The 15,477-nt window shown below is 57.3% G+C and carries 16 protein-coding genes; 9 read left to right on the top strand and 7 right to left on the bottom strand.

Going from position 1 to position 15,477, the window contains the following annotated elements:
* Positions 1-78 precede the first annotated feature (78 nt).
* On the bottom strand, positions 79-438 hold the full coding sequence (locus AC0V6Z_RS07785) for a VOC family protein (protein ID WP_472640759.1): 360 nt from the start codon (positions 436-438) through the stop codon (positions 79-81).
* Positions 438-2,528 (bottom strand): RelA/SpoT family protein, encoded by a 2,091-nt coding sequence (locus AC0V6Z_RS07780; RefSeq protein WP_472640758.1) that lies wholly within the window; start codon positions 2,526-2,528, stop codon positions 438-440. Before AC0V6Z_RS07780 ends, AC0V6Z_RS07785 begins: the two co-directional genes overlap by 1 nt.
* Before the next feature lie 125 nt (positions 2,529-2,653).
* Between AC0V6Z_RS07780 and AC0V6Z_RS07775 the strand changes: the two genes are divergently transcribed.
* Together AC0V6Z_RS07775 and AC0V6Z_RS07770 are read left to right on the top strand one after the other, a co-directional pair.
* Positions 2,654-3,916 (top strand): patatin-like phospholipase family protein, encoded by a 1,263-nt coding sequence (locus AC0V6Z_RS07775; protein ID WP_472640757.1) that lies wholly within the window; start codon positions 2,654-2,656, stop codon positions 3,914-3,916.
* Positions 3,873-4,055, top strand: coding sequence for a hypothetical protein (locus tag AC0V6Z_RS07770; protein WP_472640756.1), 183 nt, complete (start codon positions 3,873-3,875; stop codon positions 4,053-4,055). Before AC0V6Z_RS07775 ends, AC0V6Z_RS07770 begins: the two co-directional genes overlap by 44 nt.
* Positions 4,056-4,057: 2 nt before the next feature.
* Here AC0V6Z_RS07770 and AC0V6Z_RS07765 read toward each other — a convergent pair whose 3' ends face one another.
* Positions 4,058-4,621, bottom strand: coding sequence for a hypothetical protein (locus AC0V6Z_RS07765; protein WP_472640755.1), 564 nt, complete (start codon positions 4,619-4,621; stop codon positions 4,058-4,060).
* Positions 4,622-4,625: 4 nt separating this feature from the next.
* Positions 4,626-5,372, bottom strand: a complete 747-nt coding sequence (locus tag AC0V6Z_RS07760) for an SDR family oxidoreductase (protein ID WP_472640754.1) — start codon at positions 5,370-5,372, stop codon at positions 4,626-4,628.
* 70 nt (positions 5,373-5,442) lie between these two features.
* Between AC0V6Z_RS07760 and AC0V6Z_RS07755 the strand changes: the two genes are divergently transcribed.
* Positions 5,443-6,021, top strand: a complete 579-nt coding sequence (locus AC0V6Z_RS07755; RefSeq protein WP_472640753.1) for a Crp/Fnr family transcriptional regulator — start codon at positions 5,443-5,445, stop codon at positions 6,019-6,021.
* Here the strand turns inward: AC0V6Z_RS07755 and hemF are convergent, their stop codons facing one another.
* Complete coding sequence (hemF, locus tag AC0V6Z_RS07750; protein ID WP_472640752.1) at positions 6,022-6,879, bottom strand: oxygen-dependent coproporphyrinogen oxidase; 858 nt, start codon at positions 6,877-6,879, stop codon at positions 6,022-6,024. It abuts the gene before it with no gap.
* 151 nt (positions 6,880-7,030) lie between these two features.
* On the opposite strand from hemF, the gene pdeM reads away from it, so the two are divergent.
* From pdeM to AC0V6Z_RS07725, 5 genes are all read left to right on the top strand, one after another.
* Entirely contained in the window at positions 7,031-7,765 is a 735-nt protein-coding gene (pdeM, locus tag AC0V6Z_RS07745) for a ligase-associated DNA damage response endonuclease PdeM (RefSeq protein WP_472640874.1), read from the top strand.
* Complete coding sequence (locus tag AC0V6Z_RS07740; RefSeq protein WP_472640751.1) at positions 7,765-8,238, top strand: hypothetical protein; 474 nt, start codon at positions 7,765-7,767, stop codon at positions 8,236-8,238. The genes pdeM and AC0V6Z_RS07740 overlap by 1 nt, the downstream gene beginning before the upstream one ends.
* A 108-nt stretch (positions 8,239-8,346) precedes the next feature.
* The gene (infC, locus tag AC0V6Z_RS07735) at positions 8,347-8,865 is read left to right on the top strand and encodes a translation initiation factor IF-3 (protein ID WP_472640750.1); all 519 of its coding nucleotides are present in this window, start codon (positions 8,347-8,349) and stop codon (positions 8,863-8,865) included.
* Between the two features lie 207 nt (positions 8,866-9,072).
* A complete protein-coding gene (locus AC0V6Z_RS07730) occupies positions 9,073-9,789 on the top strand; it encodes an SLC13 family permease (RefSeq protein ID WP_486176462.1) in 717 nt (238 codons plus the stop codon).
* Positions 9,696-10,634, top strand: a complete 939-nt coding sequence (locus AC0V6Z_RS07725) for an SLC13 family permease (RefSeq protein ID WP_472640748.1) — start codon at positions 9,696-9,698, stop codon at positions 10,632-10,634. Before AC0V6Z_RS07730 ends, AC0V6Z_RS07725 begins: the two co-directional genes overlap by 94 nt.
* A gap of 203 nt (positions 10,635-10,837) precedes the next feature.
* Here AC0V6Z_RS07725 and AC0V6Z_RS07720 read toward each other — a convergent pair whose 3' ends face one another.
* Together AC0V6Z_RS07720 and AC0V6Z_RS07715 are read right to left on the bottom strand one after the other, a co-directional pair.
* A complete protein-coding gene (locus AC0V6Z_RS07720; RefSeq protein ID WP_472640747.1) occupies positions 10,838-12,397 on the bottom strand; it encodes an amidohydrolase family protein in 1,560 nt (519 codons plus the stop codon).
* A gap of 359 nt (positions 12,398-12,756) precedes the next feature.
* Positions 12,757-13,497 carry a DNA/RNA non-specific endonuclease gene (locus tag AC0V6Z_RS07715; RefSeq protein WP_472640746.1) on the bottom strand — a complete coding sequence of 247 codons (741 nt, stop codon included), beginning with the start codon at positions 13,495-13,497 and terminating at the stop codon, positions 12,757-12,759.
* A gap of 544 nt (positions 13,498-14,041) precedes the next feature.
* Between AC0V6Z_RS07715 and AC0V6Z_RS07710 the strand changes: the two genes are divergently transcribed.
* Positions 14,042-15,391, top strand: coding sequence for a cystathionine gamma-synthase family protein (locus tag AC0V6Z_RS07710; protein WP_472640745.1), 1,350 nt, complete (start codon positions 14,042-14,044; stop codon positions 15,389-15,391).
* Positions 15,392-15,477: the final 86 nt, after the last annotated feature.

Genomic DNA, 15,477 nt, shown 5'->3' with positions numbered 1-15,477 from the left:
TACGAGGGCGGGTTTAAGGAGTGGTAAACGCCAATTTAACCATCAAAGCCCGCGAGAAGCCAACGATTGAGGCGCTGATCAACCGCGCTGCATCAGCTCAATCCGATTGCCGAAGGGGTCGCTGGTGAAAAAGCGTGAGTAGCCTTCAACCGGCTTGTCATCGAGCGTATCCATGCCCGCTTCCATCAGTTTTTCCCGAAGGCCCGCAAGATCGTCAACCAGCATAGCGGGATGAGCTTTTCGCGCTGGAGAGAAATCCGGATCGACTCCGATATGCAGGCTCACTCCGCCCGCCTCAAACCAACATCCACTGCTTGATAGGTTAGCTGGCTTTGGCACCTCGCGCATGCCCAGCAAGCCGACGAAAAACGCACGCGCTTGATCCTCTCCACCAGTCGGAATGGCCAGTTGAACGTGATCAATACCAACTATTCCCACTAAATCCGCTCTGCCTGTGCCACTGCATCGCTGGCGCGCAGTGCGCTCAATATTCGCGTAAGGTGGGCTAGATCCTGCACCTCTGAATCGATCTCATAGGTGGTGAAAGGATGGTCAAGCTGGACCTGATTGAGGCTGGTCACGTTCGTCTTGTTCTGCGCGAAGATCCCAGCCATTTCCGCCAGAGTGCCGGGCCGATCATACAGCGTCACTCTCAGGCGGCCAACGGCGCCAACCGAACGCTTGCCCCAGGACAGATCGAGCCAATCGGCATCGATCCCGCTGGCAAGTTCCAGGCAGTCAATCGCGTGCACTTCCACCCGCTCATCCTTGCGGCGTAAGCCGACGATCCGGTCGCCAGGCACCGGATGACAGCAGGTTGCCAGCGTGTAACCAACCTCTGGCGTCAACCCGCGGATCGAGATCACCCGCTCGCGCTTGGACCATTCTGCGTCATCTTCGAAATCGGCGGTCGATCCGGGGACCAACGCCTCCATCACTTCGCGGTCGGTGATTTTGGCCGCACCAATCGCGAACATCAGATCTTCCGGCTCCTCCATTTGGAGGCGTTTCACCGCTTCGCGTATGGCTTTCTTGCCAATCCTGGCGGGCACTTTTGCGGCAATTTCATCGAACAATTTGCTGCCAATGGCCGCCACCTCCGCGCGTTCTTTGAGGCGCACGGAGCGGCGGATCGACGCACGCGCCTTACCGGTCACCACAAAGCCAAGCCAGGATAGCTGTGGTTCCGCGTTCTTGCCTTTGATAATCTCCACCACATCACCATTATTCAACGTGGTGCGCAGCGGCATGTGCCGACCATTGATCTTCGCGCCGACCGTTTGCGCGCCCAGATCGGTGTGCACTGCAAAGGCAAAGTCGACGGAGCTTGCACCCTTGGGCAATTGGAACAAAGCGCCCTTGGGCGTGAAGGCGAAAATCCGATCCTGATAGATCGCCATGCGCGTATGCTCGAGCAATTCCTCCGCATCATGGCTGGCATCGACAATCTCGATCAGATCGCGCAACCAAGCCACCTGGCCATCGGCGCTGTCGCTCTGTTTGTAGGCCCAATGCGACGCCAAACCAAATTCATTGCGGCTGTGCATTTCGCGGGTGCGGATTTGCACCTCCACCCGCATTGAGTTTTCATACATCAACGAGGTGTGGAGCGAACGATAGCCGTTCGACTTTGGCGTTGAGATGTAATCCTTGAAACGGCCGGGCAGAAATTGCCACGTGGTGTGCAGCACGCCCATCGCGGCGTAGCAATCCGTCTCGCTCTCGCAGATCACACGAAATGCCATAATATCAGTGACCTGCTCGAAGCTGACATGACGCTCCGCCATCTTTTTCCAGATCGAATAGGGATGCTTTTCGCGCCCCATCACCTCGACCTGAAGGCCCGCCTCGGCCAGCACCTGCTTCACCTTCAACGCGATTGCATCAACCTGTCCGCCATCCTGGCTGCGCAATTGCTCCAGCCGGTTGGTGATGGTCGTAAAGGCCTCTGGCTCCAATTGCTCAAACGCCAGCGCCTGCATCTCGCGCATATATTCATACATGCCAATCCGCTCGGCCAGCGGCGCATAGATATCCATCGTCTCGCGTGCGATCCGCTGGCGCTTCTCAGGTTTTTTGATGAAGTGCAGCGTGCGCATATTGTGCAGCCGGTCCGCCAACTTGACCAGCAGAACTCGGATATCCTCGCTCATCGCGAGCAGGAATTTGCGCAGGTTCTCCGCCGCCCGTTCATTCTCTGGCATGGCCTCGATCTTGGACAGCTTGGTCACGCCATCGACCAGCCGCGCAACGTCGGTGCCAAAGTTTTTCTCAATATCCTCAATCGTGGCGAGCGTGTCTTCAACCGTGTCATGCAACAACGCGGTGATGATCGTTTCCTGATCCAGCTGAAGATCGGTCATCAAACCGGCAACCTCGACCGGATGAGAGAAATAGGGATCGCCGCTCGCGCGCTTTTGCGTGCCGTGTTTCTGAACGGTGTAGACATAGGCACGGTTGAGCGCTGCCTCATCCGCCTCTGGGTCATATTCCTTGACCCGTTCCACCAGTTCATATTGCCTCAGCATACCGGTTTCTATGATGCGGCGAAAACGCTCAATATTGCAAAACAATTCCGCAATCGAGCAAGTAAATATCAAACTCTTAGCGTCATAAGGCCCTGGCACAGTGACGAGATTGAGGGAATTGACGCATGAGCATCGCAGTAAAACTGAGCGCCACGGCGCTGGTATTGGGCGCGGCCGCCGCCGCTGGCTGTCAAAAGGCGCCGATCACACCAGCCAATCAGATGTGCGATTTCAAGACGATCCGCATGAGTGTAGGCGTGCCAGTATCACGCCCGGCGGACCTTGCCGAACGCACGCCATCCCCGCTAGCCGGAGAGATTGAGGCCAGCCTGCGCGCTCATGACCGCCTGCGAGAAGGCGAAACGGCCAGCCTGCTCGCACTGTCAGGCGGCAGCGAGCATGGCGCATTTGGCGCAGGCATTCTGGCCGGATGGGGCGGCACAGGCGATCTGCCAGACTTTCAAGTCGTCACCGGGATCAGCACTGGCTCCATCCTGGCCACCTTTGCCTTTGTGAACGATGCAGAGGGCGCGGTTGAAGGCTACACGATCAATTCCGAAAGCGAACTTATCACTGTCTATGCCAAGCCGGACCATGGCAATCCAGGCCCGGCAAATTTCGCCAGCCTGGTTGAGCATGGGTCGTTCGCCAATCTGGAGCCGCTGCGCGCCCGGCTTAAGAGCTTCATAGACGGCGACGTACTGGCCAAGGTAGCCAGCCGCTACGCCGCTGGTGCGCGTCTCTATGTCGGCGCGACCGATGCCGACACCGGCGATGCGGTGGCGTTTGATCTGGGCGATATGGCGACCCGCTATGTCAATGCAGAGGAAGCGGACCAATCGGCGATCCAGGATTGCTATGTCAGCGCAATCATCGCCAGCTCATCCTCGCCAATCGCCGCCCCGCCCGCCTTTATCGACAACACCATGTATATCGATGGCGGCACCCGTTTCGGGCTCTTTTCAGACAGCGTGTTGGAAGCATTCTTCCGCCGCCAGAATGGGCTGACCGATGCCTATGAGCTGGAGGAAGAGATAGCAGCCGAGCAAGAGGATGACGTCCCGACGCCAGTCCAATCGCTCGCCCCGGTTGTCTATGCGGTGATCGACGGAACACTCGATCTCTCCAAGCGCCACTGCCCGAAAAAGGACAAGAGCCTGTGCACCAAAGACAAACCAATGGGCGGCAAGGACGGCGCGCATAAGGATTGGAACATCCTCGATCTCGCGCTCACTTCGGAGCATATTCTGGTCAACGAGGTCTACCGCTTCTCCGCCCTAGCGGTGGAGGCTAACGCGTGCGAAGAAGCCGAGCTGCTTCAACTTCCTGCGGATCGAGAAGGACGTGAACGATTTCATCTATGGCATGCCAGCGGGCGATGGGTTTGAAGAGTTCCTGACCTGCCCAGAATGGCAAGAGGTCGACATCGAAATCGACGATCCGATCGAATTTCACAAGCGCTATATGCGCTGCCTCATTTCCTATGGGGAGGAAAAGGTGAGTGTGGCTGGTTGGGGCAAAAGCTAGGGCTAGCCGCGCGCACCAATTGCGGCTCCGATCCTATCACGGATCCTGCCAATCAGTGGGACTCGCGCAGCCAATGGCAAACCATATGCCCCGATCAAAGCCAGCGCAGTGCACGGAACCAATCTGGCGGTGAACACCACCGCAAGCAGCGCAAGAGGGCCAAAGCCGAGCAGCGCGCAAGCGACAACGGTTAGGCGCGGTGTCCATGGCAGCATGGCCATACCGGCCAGAAACCACAGGCCATATCGCCTGAATTGATCGGTCGCCTGCGCTAGTGGACCATTTGTTTCATCAGCAGCAAGAAACAGACTGTGGTCCATTCCCAAACTTTGCAGCGCCAAGGCGACGGCCCCCGCACCCAGCGCTGTACCAGCAGCAAAGACAAGGGTGAATATCCACCAACGCGCCGGGGCCAGCATCGACAATCCAGCGAGCAGCAATTGGTTGGGCATGATCGGGACAAGGAAATCCGCCGCAGGAAAAACCGAAACGGCTGGCGGCAGCCACGGCTTATGTGCTCGCGCCGCTGCCCAGGTACCCAATCTCAAAGCGAGCGGTTTGCGCATCCCCTCACCCACGGCTCAAAATCCGATAGCCAAGCGACGGTGACAGCCGCATGATCGCACGCAAAAGACGGGTCTTGCCGACATCGATCACCGGCTTATCGCGCTCCATCCCAGTAATGATTTGGGCGGCACATTCGCGGGCAGTCAATTTTCCGCGCCCCCGCCCCTCCGTCATGGCGGTGTCAACCAGCGGCGGCAGCGCCTCAAATATCTTCAGGTTTTTTGCGCGAGCTGCCGCCTGATAACGCAGCGCACGCGAAAACGAGCCCAGCCCTGCCTTCGTCGCGCAATAGACTGGTGCAGATTGCTTCGGCGCTAATGCAAGGCCGGATGTAACATTGCAGATCGCTGCCTCCTTGTGGCGAAGCAACATTGGCATGACATGTAGGCCAAGCAGAATGGGACTGGCAAAATTGAGCTCGATCTCTTGCGCGATAACGCCTGCATGCTCGCCAGCATCGGGCGCGACGCAATCGTTCATCACCTGCATGCCCGCATTGTTGATGAGCACCGAGCATTCCGGGTGCTCAGCGATCAAAATCTGCGCCAGATTGACCGCGCCGCCAGATTGCGACAAATCGCATTCGATGAAGCTTATCAACGTCTCGCCAATCTTGTCTGGCAAGTCACCACGAGAGCGCCCGGCACATATGATTGCCGCCGCCCCCCGCTCGGCCAGTTGGTCGCTCATTGCCCGGCCAATTCCCCGGCTCGCACCCGTGATGCAAATGGTTCGATTTTGAAAATTCATCAGTTCTTCCTCTTTCCAAGTTGCGTAACCTTTGGCAGGCTTTGTGTGCAAACCGATTGATCGAGGTTTATTGGAACAGAAAAATCCTGGAACGCGCCTTGCCGCATTGCTTGAAGCCCGCGCGATCGAGGCGGATGAGTGGCGATTGCGCGAATATTCCCTCGGGTCTGACGTTTTCGCACCGCAATCGGAAACACCCCCGATCTGCGTTCTCAAAGGCGGACTGGTAAAGCTGTATTATTTGGTGGCCGAAGGCGACCAGTGGACCAAAAGCTACATCATCGACGCGGGCGTGTTTGGCCCCACCTCCGCAAGTGCACAGTTCACACAATTTGGTGCGAGCGCGCTGGAGAATTGCACGATTGGGCACATTTCGCTCATCTGGTTGAGCCAGCAATTGCAGCGGGATGAGCAACTGGCAGGTGCCCTAGGTGAGTTTCAAAACTGGCTGTTTGAGCGCAAACGCAAACGCGAAGAGGACCTCCTCTGCCTATCCGCAGAGGATCGGTATTTGAATTTCTTGAACAGCGAGCCGGAACTGGCCCACCGCCTGGAACAGCGTGAAATTGCATCGTTCCTGCGCGTGACGCCGGTGGCCCTTAGCCGGATCAGAAAGCGGCTAAAGCAGGATCGCAAGATCCCAGCTTGATCAGCTCCAAGTGGCTCTGGGCGGCAGGCTCATCAGGATCGCATCAATATTCCCGCCGGTCTTCAGGCCAAACAATGTCCCGCGATCATAGACGAGGTTAAACTCGGCATAGAGCCCGCGATACTCAAGCTGGCGGGCGACGTCCTCGTCGCTAAATTCGCTGTTCATGCGGGCGCGCACCAGCTTGGGATAGATGTCGAGGAAGGCTTTGCCGACGTCCTGAGTGAAGGCGAAATTGCGATCAAACGCCGCCTCGTCCTCGCATTCCAGATGATCGTAGAAAATCCCGCCAACGCCGCGGTGTTTATCGCGGTGCGGAATGTAAAAATAGTCATCCGCCCATTTCTTGTACTTCTCATAATAGGTCGGATTGTGGGCCATGCATGCAGCGCGCAGGCTGGCGTGGAATGCCTCGGTGTCTTCCTCATTAGGGATCGGCGGGTTGAGATCCGCCCCGCCGCCGAACCAGGCCTTACCCGTGGTGAGGAAGCGTGTGTTCATATGCACGGCGGGCACGCGCGGATTGGTCATATGCGCCACCAGCGAAATGCCGGTCGCAGAAAATCCGGGGTTCTCCGCGCTCGCGCCGTTCACCTGGCCCGCAAACTCCTTGCTGAAGCTGCCGCGCACGGTGGAGACATTGACGCCAACCTTCTCAAACACTGTGCCCTTCATCAGGCCTTGCGTGCCGCCGCCGGGGTCAGAATTGCCTTCCTCTTCCCGTTCCCACGGCGTGTAGGCAAAGCTTGCATCGGATCCGGCTTCACGCTCGATCGCTTGAAACTCAGCGCAAATCTGGTCGCGCAGGCTTTCAAACCACATGCGTGCTTGCTCTGTGTTGGATTGCCTCTCGCTCATAAATCTCGCTCTCTTGCCGCTCTGTCACCTACACCGCGTCAACTGCGCGATGACAACGCCGCTGTCCACCCGCTTTGACGTAAATCAAATAGGCACAGCGAATGCAATCATCGCGGTTGCATTATCGCGCTAGGCCCGCCAGATGAGACGCATGGTTCACCTTTCGTTCGCACCATCTGATTTTGCCGCAATGGAATTTGCCGGTGAGGAAATGGTGCTGCTGAAGAACAATGCGCTGTATTGGCCGCGGGAGCGCGCCTTGCTGGTCGCGGACCTGCACCTGGAAAAGGGCAGCTTCTATGCGCAGCACGGGCAGATGCTGCCGCCTTATGACAGCCGAGAGACGCTGGAACGGCTGGCAGATAGCGTGAAGGCGACCGGCGCGCAGCGAGTGATCACTCTGGGTGATAATTTCCACGATGATGATGGCACACACCGGCTGGATGATTACGCCACTGGCATGCTGGAATCGCTGATCCGCGCGCTCGATTGGGTGTGGATCACCGGCAATCACGACGAGAATTTGCCCAAGGAATTCATCAACGCGTTTGGCGCGCAATTGACCGAGGAGCTGGAGGTCGGCGGTATTGTGCTGAGGCATGAGGCAAAGGCAGGCGAGACGCAGCCGGAGCTGTCCGGACATTATCACCCCAAGATGCGCCTAAGGGTGCGCGGCCGCCACATCGCCCGCCCCTGCGGCGTCGTGAGCCGCGGAGAAGCGAGCGCGGACCGGATGATCCTGCCCGCCTTTGGCGCTTACACGGGCGGTATGGATGCTGGCGATCCGGTGATTTTGGATGCGCTGAAACCCGCAAGCCAGATCGACGCTGTGCTGCCTGCAAAGGGGAAATTGATTAGTTTCGCGCTGTTTCGGGAAGCGGCGTGATGAGCTTTGCGCCGCTCAAATATGCTTGGAATGCCATAACCATTTGGCATTTCCTGGCCTTGGTAGCCTTCATGCTACCGACGGTTTGGAGCTATTGGACCGGCACAGCAGGCGACCGCGCAATCGGATCGTCGGCATCCGGCGTCATGTTCCTTACTTTCATGCTGTGCTGGGCTTATTTCCTATTCGCACCGACATTTGGCCAGGTCTTCGGCGACAAATTTACCTTCTCTCAAGTTTGGCTCAGCTCAATCGTCCTTGGACTGACTATGTCGGCAGCTTTTGTCTCTTTTGGTTTTTCCCAAAGCGACCAATTGGCCTCAGGCGAACAGATTGGGTTTGCAGTTTTCGCCTTTCTATTTTTCTCCGTATTCTTGGGCCTTGTGTTGAATTGCTTTCTGTGGCTGCTGCCACGTATGGTCGGATGGGGCGTCGTCGAGTTACCAAAATACGACTGGGCCGTGAAACTCTGATCAACCCTCAGACTCATCTGGCAATCCTGCGCGTTTGCTCTTACATAGCGCGCTGCACACTTTGGCTATTACAGGAGAACACACATAGCCCGTCCACCTCGGCGTTCGATGGCCCCGCCAATCAAAAGCGGCCCTCGCTACGATAATTTCATTCAAGTTCCCAAGGTCCGCGTGATCGACGAAAACGGCGAGAATCTCGGCGTTATGATCACGGCTGAAGCCACCGAGCAGGCCAATGAAGTTGGTCTCAACTTGGTTGAGGTTTCGCCCAATGCAGACCCGCCCGTGTGCAAATTTCTGGATGTCGGTAAGTATCGGTATGAGGCCCAGAAAAAGGCCAATGCTGCGCGTAAGACCCAGAAAACGCAGGATATTAAAGAAGTCAAAATGCGTCCCAACATCGACACGCATGATTATGACGTGAAGATGCGCAATGTGAACAAGTTCATCGAAAACGGCGACAAGGTGAAGGTCACTTTGCGTTTTCGCGGGCGTGAAATGGCGCACCAACATCTGGGCATGGACTTGCTCAAAAAGGTGCAGGCTGACGTCGAAGAGATTGCCAAGGTCGAAGCATTTCCGCGCCTAGAAGGCCGGCAAATGCTGATGGTGCTCGCCCCGAAATAGGCACGAACACTCGATACAGACACGCAAAGGCGGGCCCTCGAAAGAGCGCTCGCCTTTTGCTTTTCCAGCTTACCTTCACCCCGGCGCGCCGCATTTCTCTGATCCCGCTTGCACTTGCGGGCTTTGCGCGCGAGTAATGCGAGATCGCCGCGAGCATTCCAGCGCGCGGCCACAGCACGGGGACCGATAGCCAGTATGAGCGCGCGCATGATTGGCCTGATCCTTGGCCCGCTGGTCTTTGCCATCACCGCGATCACCGCCCCGCCCGCCGGCATGCCGGGCGAAGCGTGGCTGGTCGCGGGCCTGGTGGTGTGGATGGCCGCCTGGTGGATGACGGAGGCTGTGCCGCTGACGGTGACGGCGCTGCTGCCGTTTGTGATCCTACCCTTTGGCGGGGTGTCGACCGCGCGCGAGACGGCCAGCACGTACTATTCGCCGATCCTGTTTCTGATCTTGGGCGGCGCGTTTCTGGCGCTGGCGATTGAACGCACCGGCCTGCACAAGCGCCTAAGCCTGGCGATCCTACGCGTCGTCGGCAAAGGCGGCGGGCAGACGCAATTGCTGCTCGCATTTATGATCTCCGCCGCGCTGCTCTCAATGCTGATTTCCAACACCTCGACCAGCTTGATTATGATGCCCATGGCGCTGGCGGTGCTTTCTGGAGGCGCGCTTTCGCGCGCAGCCGAGCCTCCCGCTCCCTCCGCCCTTCCACCCGGAACAGTTTCGGATACGATCCGGGTGGAAGGGCGGAGGGAGCGGGAGGCCAGCCCCAGGTTTCGGCGGATGCCGAAACCGCACTCGACAAAGAAGGCCTCTCCGGCGCTTTGCCGATGGGCATTGCCTTTGCCGCCAGCATTGGCGGGCTCGGCACCATTGTCGGATCGCCCACCAACGCGATTGCCGTCGGCCTGCTCGACACGATGATCGGGGTGGAGATCACCTTTGCCCAGTGGACCCTGTTTGGCCTGCCGATTGTGATCGTCGGCGTACCGCTCGCCGCGCTGATCATTGCCAAGTTTCAAAAGGTGTCGCAGCACCCGTTTGATGTCGCCGCCGCGCGCGATGCGATCGAGACCGGCACTGCCTGGACCACACCGGAGAAACGGCTGATCCCGGTCGCCGTCCTCACCTTCTTCGCGTGGATGACATTGCCGTTGGTCAAACCGTATTTGCCGGAAGGATCATGGACCAATGGCACGATTGCGATCCTGGCCAGCTTTGCGCTGTTCCTGCTACCCGATGGCACCGGGCGGGCGCTGCTGAATTGGAAAGAGGCCGACCGCGCGCCATGGGGCGTGATCATGATGTTTGGCGGCGGCTTGGCACTGGCGGGCGGGATGCAGGCCTCGGGCCTAGCAACATGGCTGGGCGAGGCGTTGTTGCCGCTGGAAAACCTGCCGCTGATCGTGGTGGCACTATGCGTAGTCGCGATGATCGTGGTGATCACCGAATTTGCCAGCAATGTTGCGACCGCCACCGGGATTATCCCGGTGATCGCGGCGCTGGTGGTGGCTCTTAGCGCAGACCCGCTGCTGCTCGCAATGCCGAGCCGCGCTGGCCGCCAGCTGGGGCTTTATGCTGCCCGCCGGGACCGGGCCAAACGCGATTGCGTGGTCCACCGGACGGATCAAGATCGAGCGAATGGTCGGCGCAGGCCTGGTGCTCGATATTGCCGGGATATTCCTGATTGTAGGGATGGTGTGGGGAATTGCGGCTTTAGTTTAGGTGTCCGTAGCCACCCGCAACTACGCGACCTTCGGGTCGGATAAGCAAGGAAATCACACACCTGATGGCGAGCAAAACAATCGAAGTGACGGTGCTCGTTATGGGCGCTTAGCGCTCCAAACACGGACGCTAGAACTCCTTGCCTGCTTTCCCAAAAGCGGATGGAATTCGCATTGCTCCGATACTTCACAAATTGGAGGTGGAAACGTACATTCGCTGTTACTGCGGGTCACGAAAATTGGCCGTGTTACTTTTGCGCGGCCAGCGGACTCGCAAATATCTGACGCCCAGGGAATGCACGACCTTCTAGATCACTGTTCTTGATCACAAATTCGCCATTTACCAACAGATAGGTAACACCGATTGAGTGCTGATGAGGGTTTTTGTAGGTTGCCTTGTCCTTTATCACCGCAGGATCAAAGACTGTGATATCAGCATCCATACCAATTTGTAGTCGACCTTTTAATCGAAAGGCAGGCGCTGATTTTTCGAGAAGCTGAGCCGGTTGCAGTGTAATCTTTGAAAGAGCCGTCATCATCGGCAACAGTTTCTCGTCACGAGAATATGTGCCCAGTAATTTGGCGAATGAACCTATGCCTTGAGGAGGGGTTTTCTTGTCCAAACTGATGACCGGCAGACCGTCGGATGACAATATGACATCGGGTGCCGCGATTAGATGTCGGGTCCATTCTTCTTTCACGTAATGATGAATAATCGCTGCATCCGGATTGTCTCTGCGCGTTTGATCAAAGCTCTCCTGCGTAAAATACGCGCCGGTAGACGCAAGTTGAACATCCTCGGGACTGATATCGAATATCTTCTGCCAGTCACGGCCAAATACGGCTGCGCCGATGCTCGTTGAACCAGCATTATACGGTAAAACTTCGGTAGTGACATCAACACCGTCTTTTCGCGCTGCTCGAATTTTGTCCAGAAATAGCGCGACATTCTTCATGGCACTATGGGACAGGTGGCAAATATGAACCTTGGCGCCCGTCGCCTTGGCCAAAGTAAGCACTTCATCAAGACCAGTGGGGTCTCCAGCTGCTCCTCGGCGGATATGGACAAAAACTGGCGATTGATATTGCGCTGCCAGATCAAAAATTACGCGCAGTTCATCTTCATCGACAGCGTCACTGATGTAATCCAGCAGTAACCCGATACCGATACCACCTTGCCGAAGACCATCTTCTACGGTGCGTCTTATCTCTTTGCGTTCGTCTGCGTCCGCCACGACATATCGTGTTCGCGCCTCACCGCTATCTTTGTCGATATTATCCCGTGTAGCGCCCAATATATCCTGCACCCCAGCATGGTGTCCGCCCGACATAGCGACCATCCGTGCTTGCGTATGACTCGCTGATGCACCGTAATTTATACGGGCATTGCGCCGAATATATGCACCATGAGCAGCTACCGGATAGGAACCCGCCTCTAATTCGAGGCTTGTTGTCACGCCATCACGCGCTTGATACATCTGACCGAGAGGCGACGGACTATGATTATGAACATCGATGAACCCAGGGGAAACAATCATTCCGGTTACATCAATGGTCTCCACGCCAGTAATCTCGTCAGCGGATATTGCCGTGATTGTCCGGTCGGTAATTCCAACATTGCGGATAGCATCCATACCCGTTTCTGGATCCATGACCCGGCCGCCTTGAAGAACAAGATCATAAAGAGGTTTTTTTGCAGGAACGTCTTCAGCAGAAGTGGGGCAAACCGACGTTATCACCATTGAAACCATGACGAGAATTCGCAGCCTGCCAACCATCTCTATTATCCTAATTTTTTCTGGAGCCATAAGCGTTCCCACATAGATAGAGTGATGCGAGATGCAAGGTTACGATGTTCGCATTTTGCGTTCTTTGCAGGCGTTAGATGACGGCAGCACCAATGCCCACAATTGGGTCGTTGCATGTCAGTCCGCGCTCAGTGCTAAAATCGATCTGGCTGCCAGTTCTGCTAGCAGAACAATTCAATAAGTCACTGAGAGGCTGCTTATGGGTCGTTAGCAGAAGCCTTAATCTCGGAGAAGTAGCGTCCGCTTTTGCGGTTCCGTTTCCCATTGGCTGCCGTTCAACTCCACCCCCCAATTTCAGAGCTCACGGCTTACTATATGCCATAACGAGCCAGGTTGAATGACACCGCCAAACAAAGCCCTCACCACATCTTGCGGGTCCGGCTTTTGTCGCTGTGCAGGTCGCCGCCGGAAATCCGGTCCCAGAAGCACCCGCCGACGACCTGTTCCGCATCATAGGTTTTGACCAGAAAGCTCTCCAGCGGATCGGTCTGTTTCTTGTTCGGTATCTCAAAGGTCCACAGGCGAAAGCGCCCGCGTTTGTTCTCCACCAGCACGCTTTTTATAAAGGCGTGGGGCACCGGCACGCTGATGCCAAAGTCCGCCTGATCCTTCCCGATCCTCTCCACCTTCTCACCAAAGTAGAAAACGGGGCAGGTCAGAACATAGGTCTCCAGCGTGCTATCACGGGCATCAAGCTCGCGGATTTCCTCCTCCAGCTGGCGCCAGATACCGCGATTGAACATCGGCCTTTGCGGCGACATGTTGGACAGCAGAAACGTCTCGGAATTTTGGATATCCTGCAAATCCTGATTGGCGCTGGCAACCAGATGGCCGCGGTCAAACCCGTTGCCCTGATAGGCCTTTAGACCCGCACGAAACCGCTTTGGAATGCGGGTGTCGGCGCGGAAATTATCGAGCCGCTCGACATCCTCCAGACTGTTCACCAATTCACGGTCGCGATTAATGATCTCCAGCGTCCATTTGGCTTGGCGGAAATACCAGGAATAACCGATGGTGAAATGCCGCCCCGTCATGATCTGGTCGCATGGCGGCGCACCGTAGCGCAGCTCTCGCTGCATTTGGAATGGATCGTTGATCATATAGGCACCCCCACAATGAAACGCCTGAACTGAGCAAATATCAATCGGCGCAATACTCTATGATCGTGCAACACTAGCATGCGGACGGGAAGCGTGATTGTAAATTTCCTACATGCAGCAAATAGATTATCAGGGGGCTATGAACCGACCCTCGCCTTTGATCGGAAAAATCGATTACAGGCCGCGTTTTGATCGAATGGATTTTCCGCCTAAGACTGTGTTCCAGCCGTTCCAAGCGTGCCCCACCAGCGATGAGTTGAGCGCGCCCTCTCGCTGTGCCGTAGCCGCCCGCACCCTCCGCCCTTCCACCCGGAACATACCGGGATACCATCCGGGTGGAAGGGCGGAGGGTGCGGGCGGCTACGGTCCACAAACTGAAACTCCGAACCGGTTGCAAGGGCAACCATCGCGCGATAATCAAGGCGCATTGTATGGGCCGAGTGGAGAGGCGTTCCTGCGGAGGTTAGGGACGGGAGCTGCTCGGACTGCTCAGACTAGCTCCTGCCTTCCTGGGAGTGTGACTAAGGAAGGATGCTTAGCCATCATGACCGACGCAATCGACGCAACTGAGACCCCCACCCCGCGGCGCAAGCCCAAGCAGCCCAAGACCATGATCGGTGGGCGCGAGATGAAGCCGGCGACCCAGATGATGGGCTATGGCTTTGACCCGGCCTTGTCGGAAGGGTCGCTGAAGGCGCCGATCTTCCTCACCTCCACCTTCGCGTTTGAGAACGCGGCGGCGGGCAAGCGGCATTTCGAAGGCATCACGGGCCAGCGCCCCGGCGGCGCAGAGGGCCTGGTCTACTCCCGCTTCAACGGACCCAATCAGGAGATTCTGGAGGACCGGCTGGCGATCTGGGACGGGGCGGAGGATGCGCTCACCTTCTCCAGCGGAATGACCGCAATCTGCATCCTGATGCTGGCGAGCGTTGGCCAAGGCGATGTGATCGTGCACTCCGGCCCGCTCTATGCCGCATCCGAGGGCTTCGTCGCGAAAGTGCTAGCAAAGTTCGGCGTGACCTATGTCGACTTCCCAGCGGGTGCGAGCCGAGAGGAACTCGACGAGGTGCTGAAACGCGCCAAAGCCCAAGCCAATGTAGGCGGCGGCAAGGTCGCGATGATCTACCTCGAAAGCCCGGCCAACCCGACCAATGCTCTGGTCGATATCGAGGCGGTGAAGGACGCACGCGATGCGAACCTCGGCGGCGCTCAAGCAGCAGGCGGTAGCGCGCAAGAAAGCGATTGCCCGATCGCGATCGACAACACCTTCCTGGGTCCGTTGTGGCAGCGCCCGCTCGATCACGGTGCGGACATCGTGGTCTACTCGCTGACCAAGTATGTCGGCGGCCATTCGGACCTGGTTGCTGGCTCGATTGCTGGTGCGAAGAAGTGGATGGACCCCGTGCGCGCCTTGCGCAACACCATGGGCGGCATTGTCGATCCGAACACCGCCTGGATGCTGCTGCGCAGCCTGGAGACGGTCGAGCTACGGATGCAGCGGGCGGGCGAGAATGCGGCCAAGGTCTGCGCCTTCCTGAAAGCACACCCGAAGGTAGAGGGGCTCGGCTATCTTGGCTTTATCGACGACCCGCGCCAGCAAGACATATATGATCGCCATTGCAAGGGCGCAGGCAGCACGTTCAGCGTGTTCATCAAAGGCGGCGAGGCAGAGAGCTTCCGCTTTCTGGACAACCTGACAATCGCGAAACTCGCAGTCAGCCTGGGCGGCACAGAGACGCTAGCAAGCCATCCGGCGGCAATGACGCATCTGTCTGTCCCTCAGGAACGCAAAGACGCGCTGGGCATTACAGACAACCTCGTGCGGATCAGCATCGGGATCGAGGATGCCGACGATCTGATCGCAGACTTCGAACAGGCATTGGAGCACGTATAGAGCGCGCATTGGTTCGAAAATTGGCGGGTTTCAGCAATTCATAGCTTGAATTCCGTGGTACTTCTTCAAGCCATCATTGAGGAGAC

It is taken from the genome of Erythrobacter sp. SN6-5, assembly GCF_057364945.1.
Note: the sequence above shows the minus strand (reverse complement) of the source record. Positions and strands in the feature narration are given on the sequence as shown.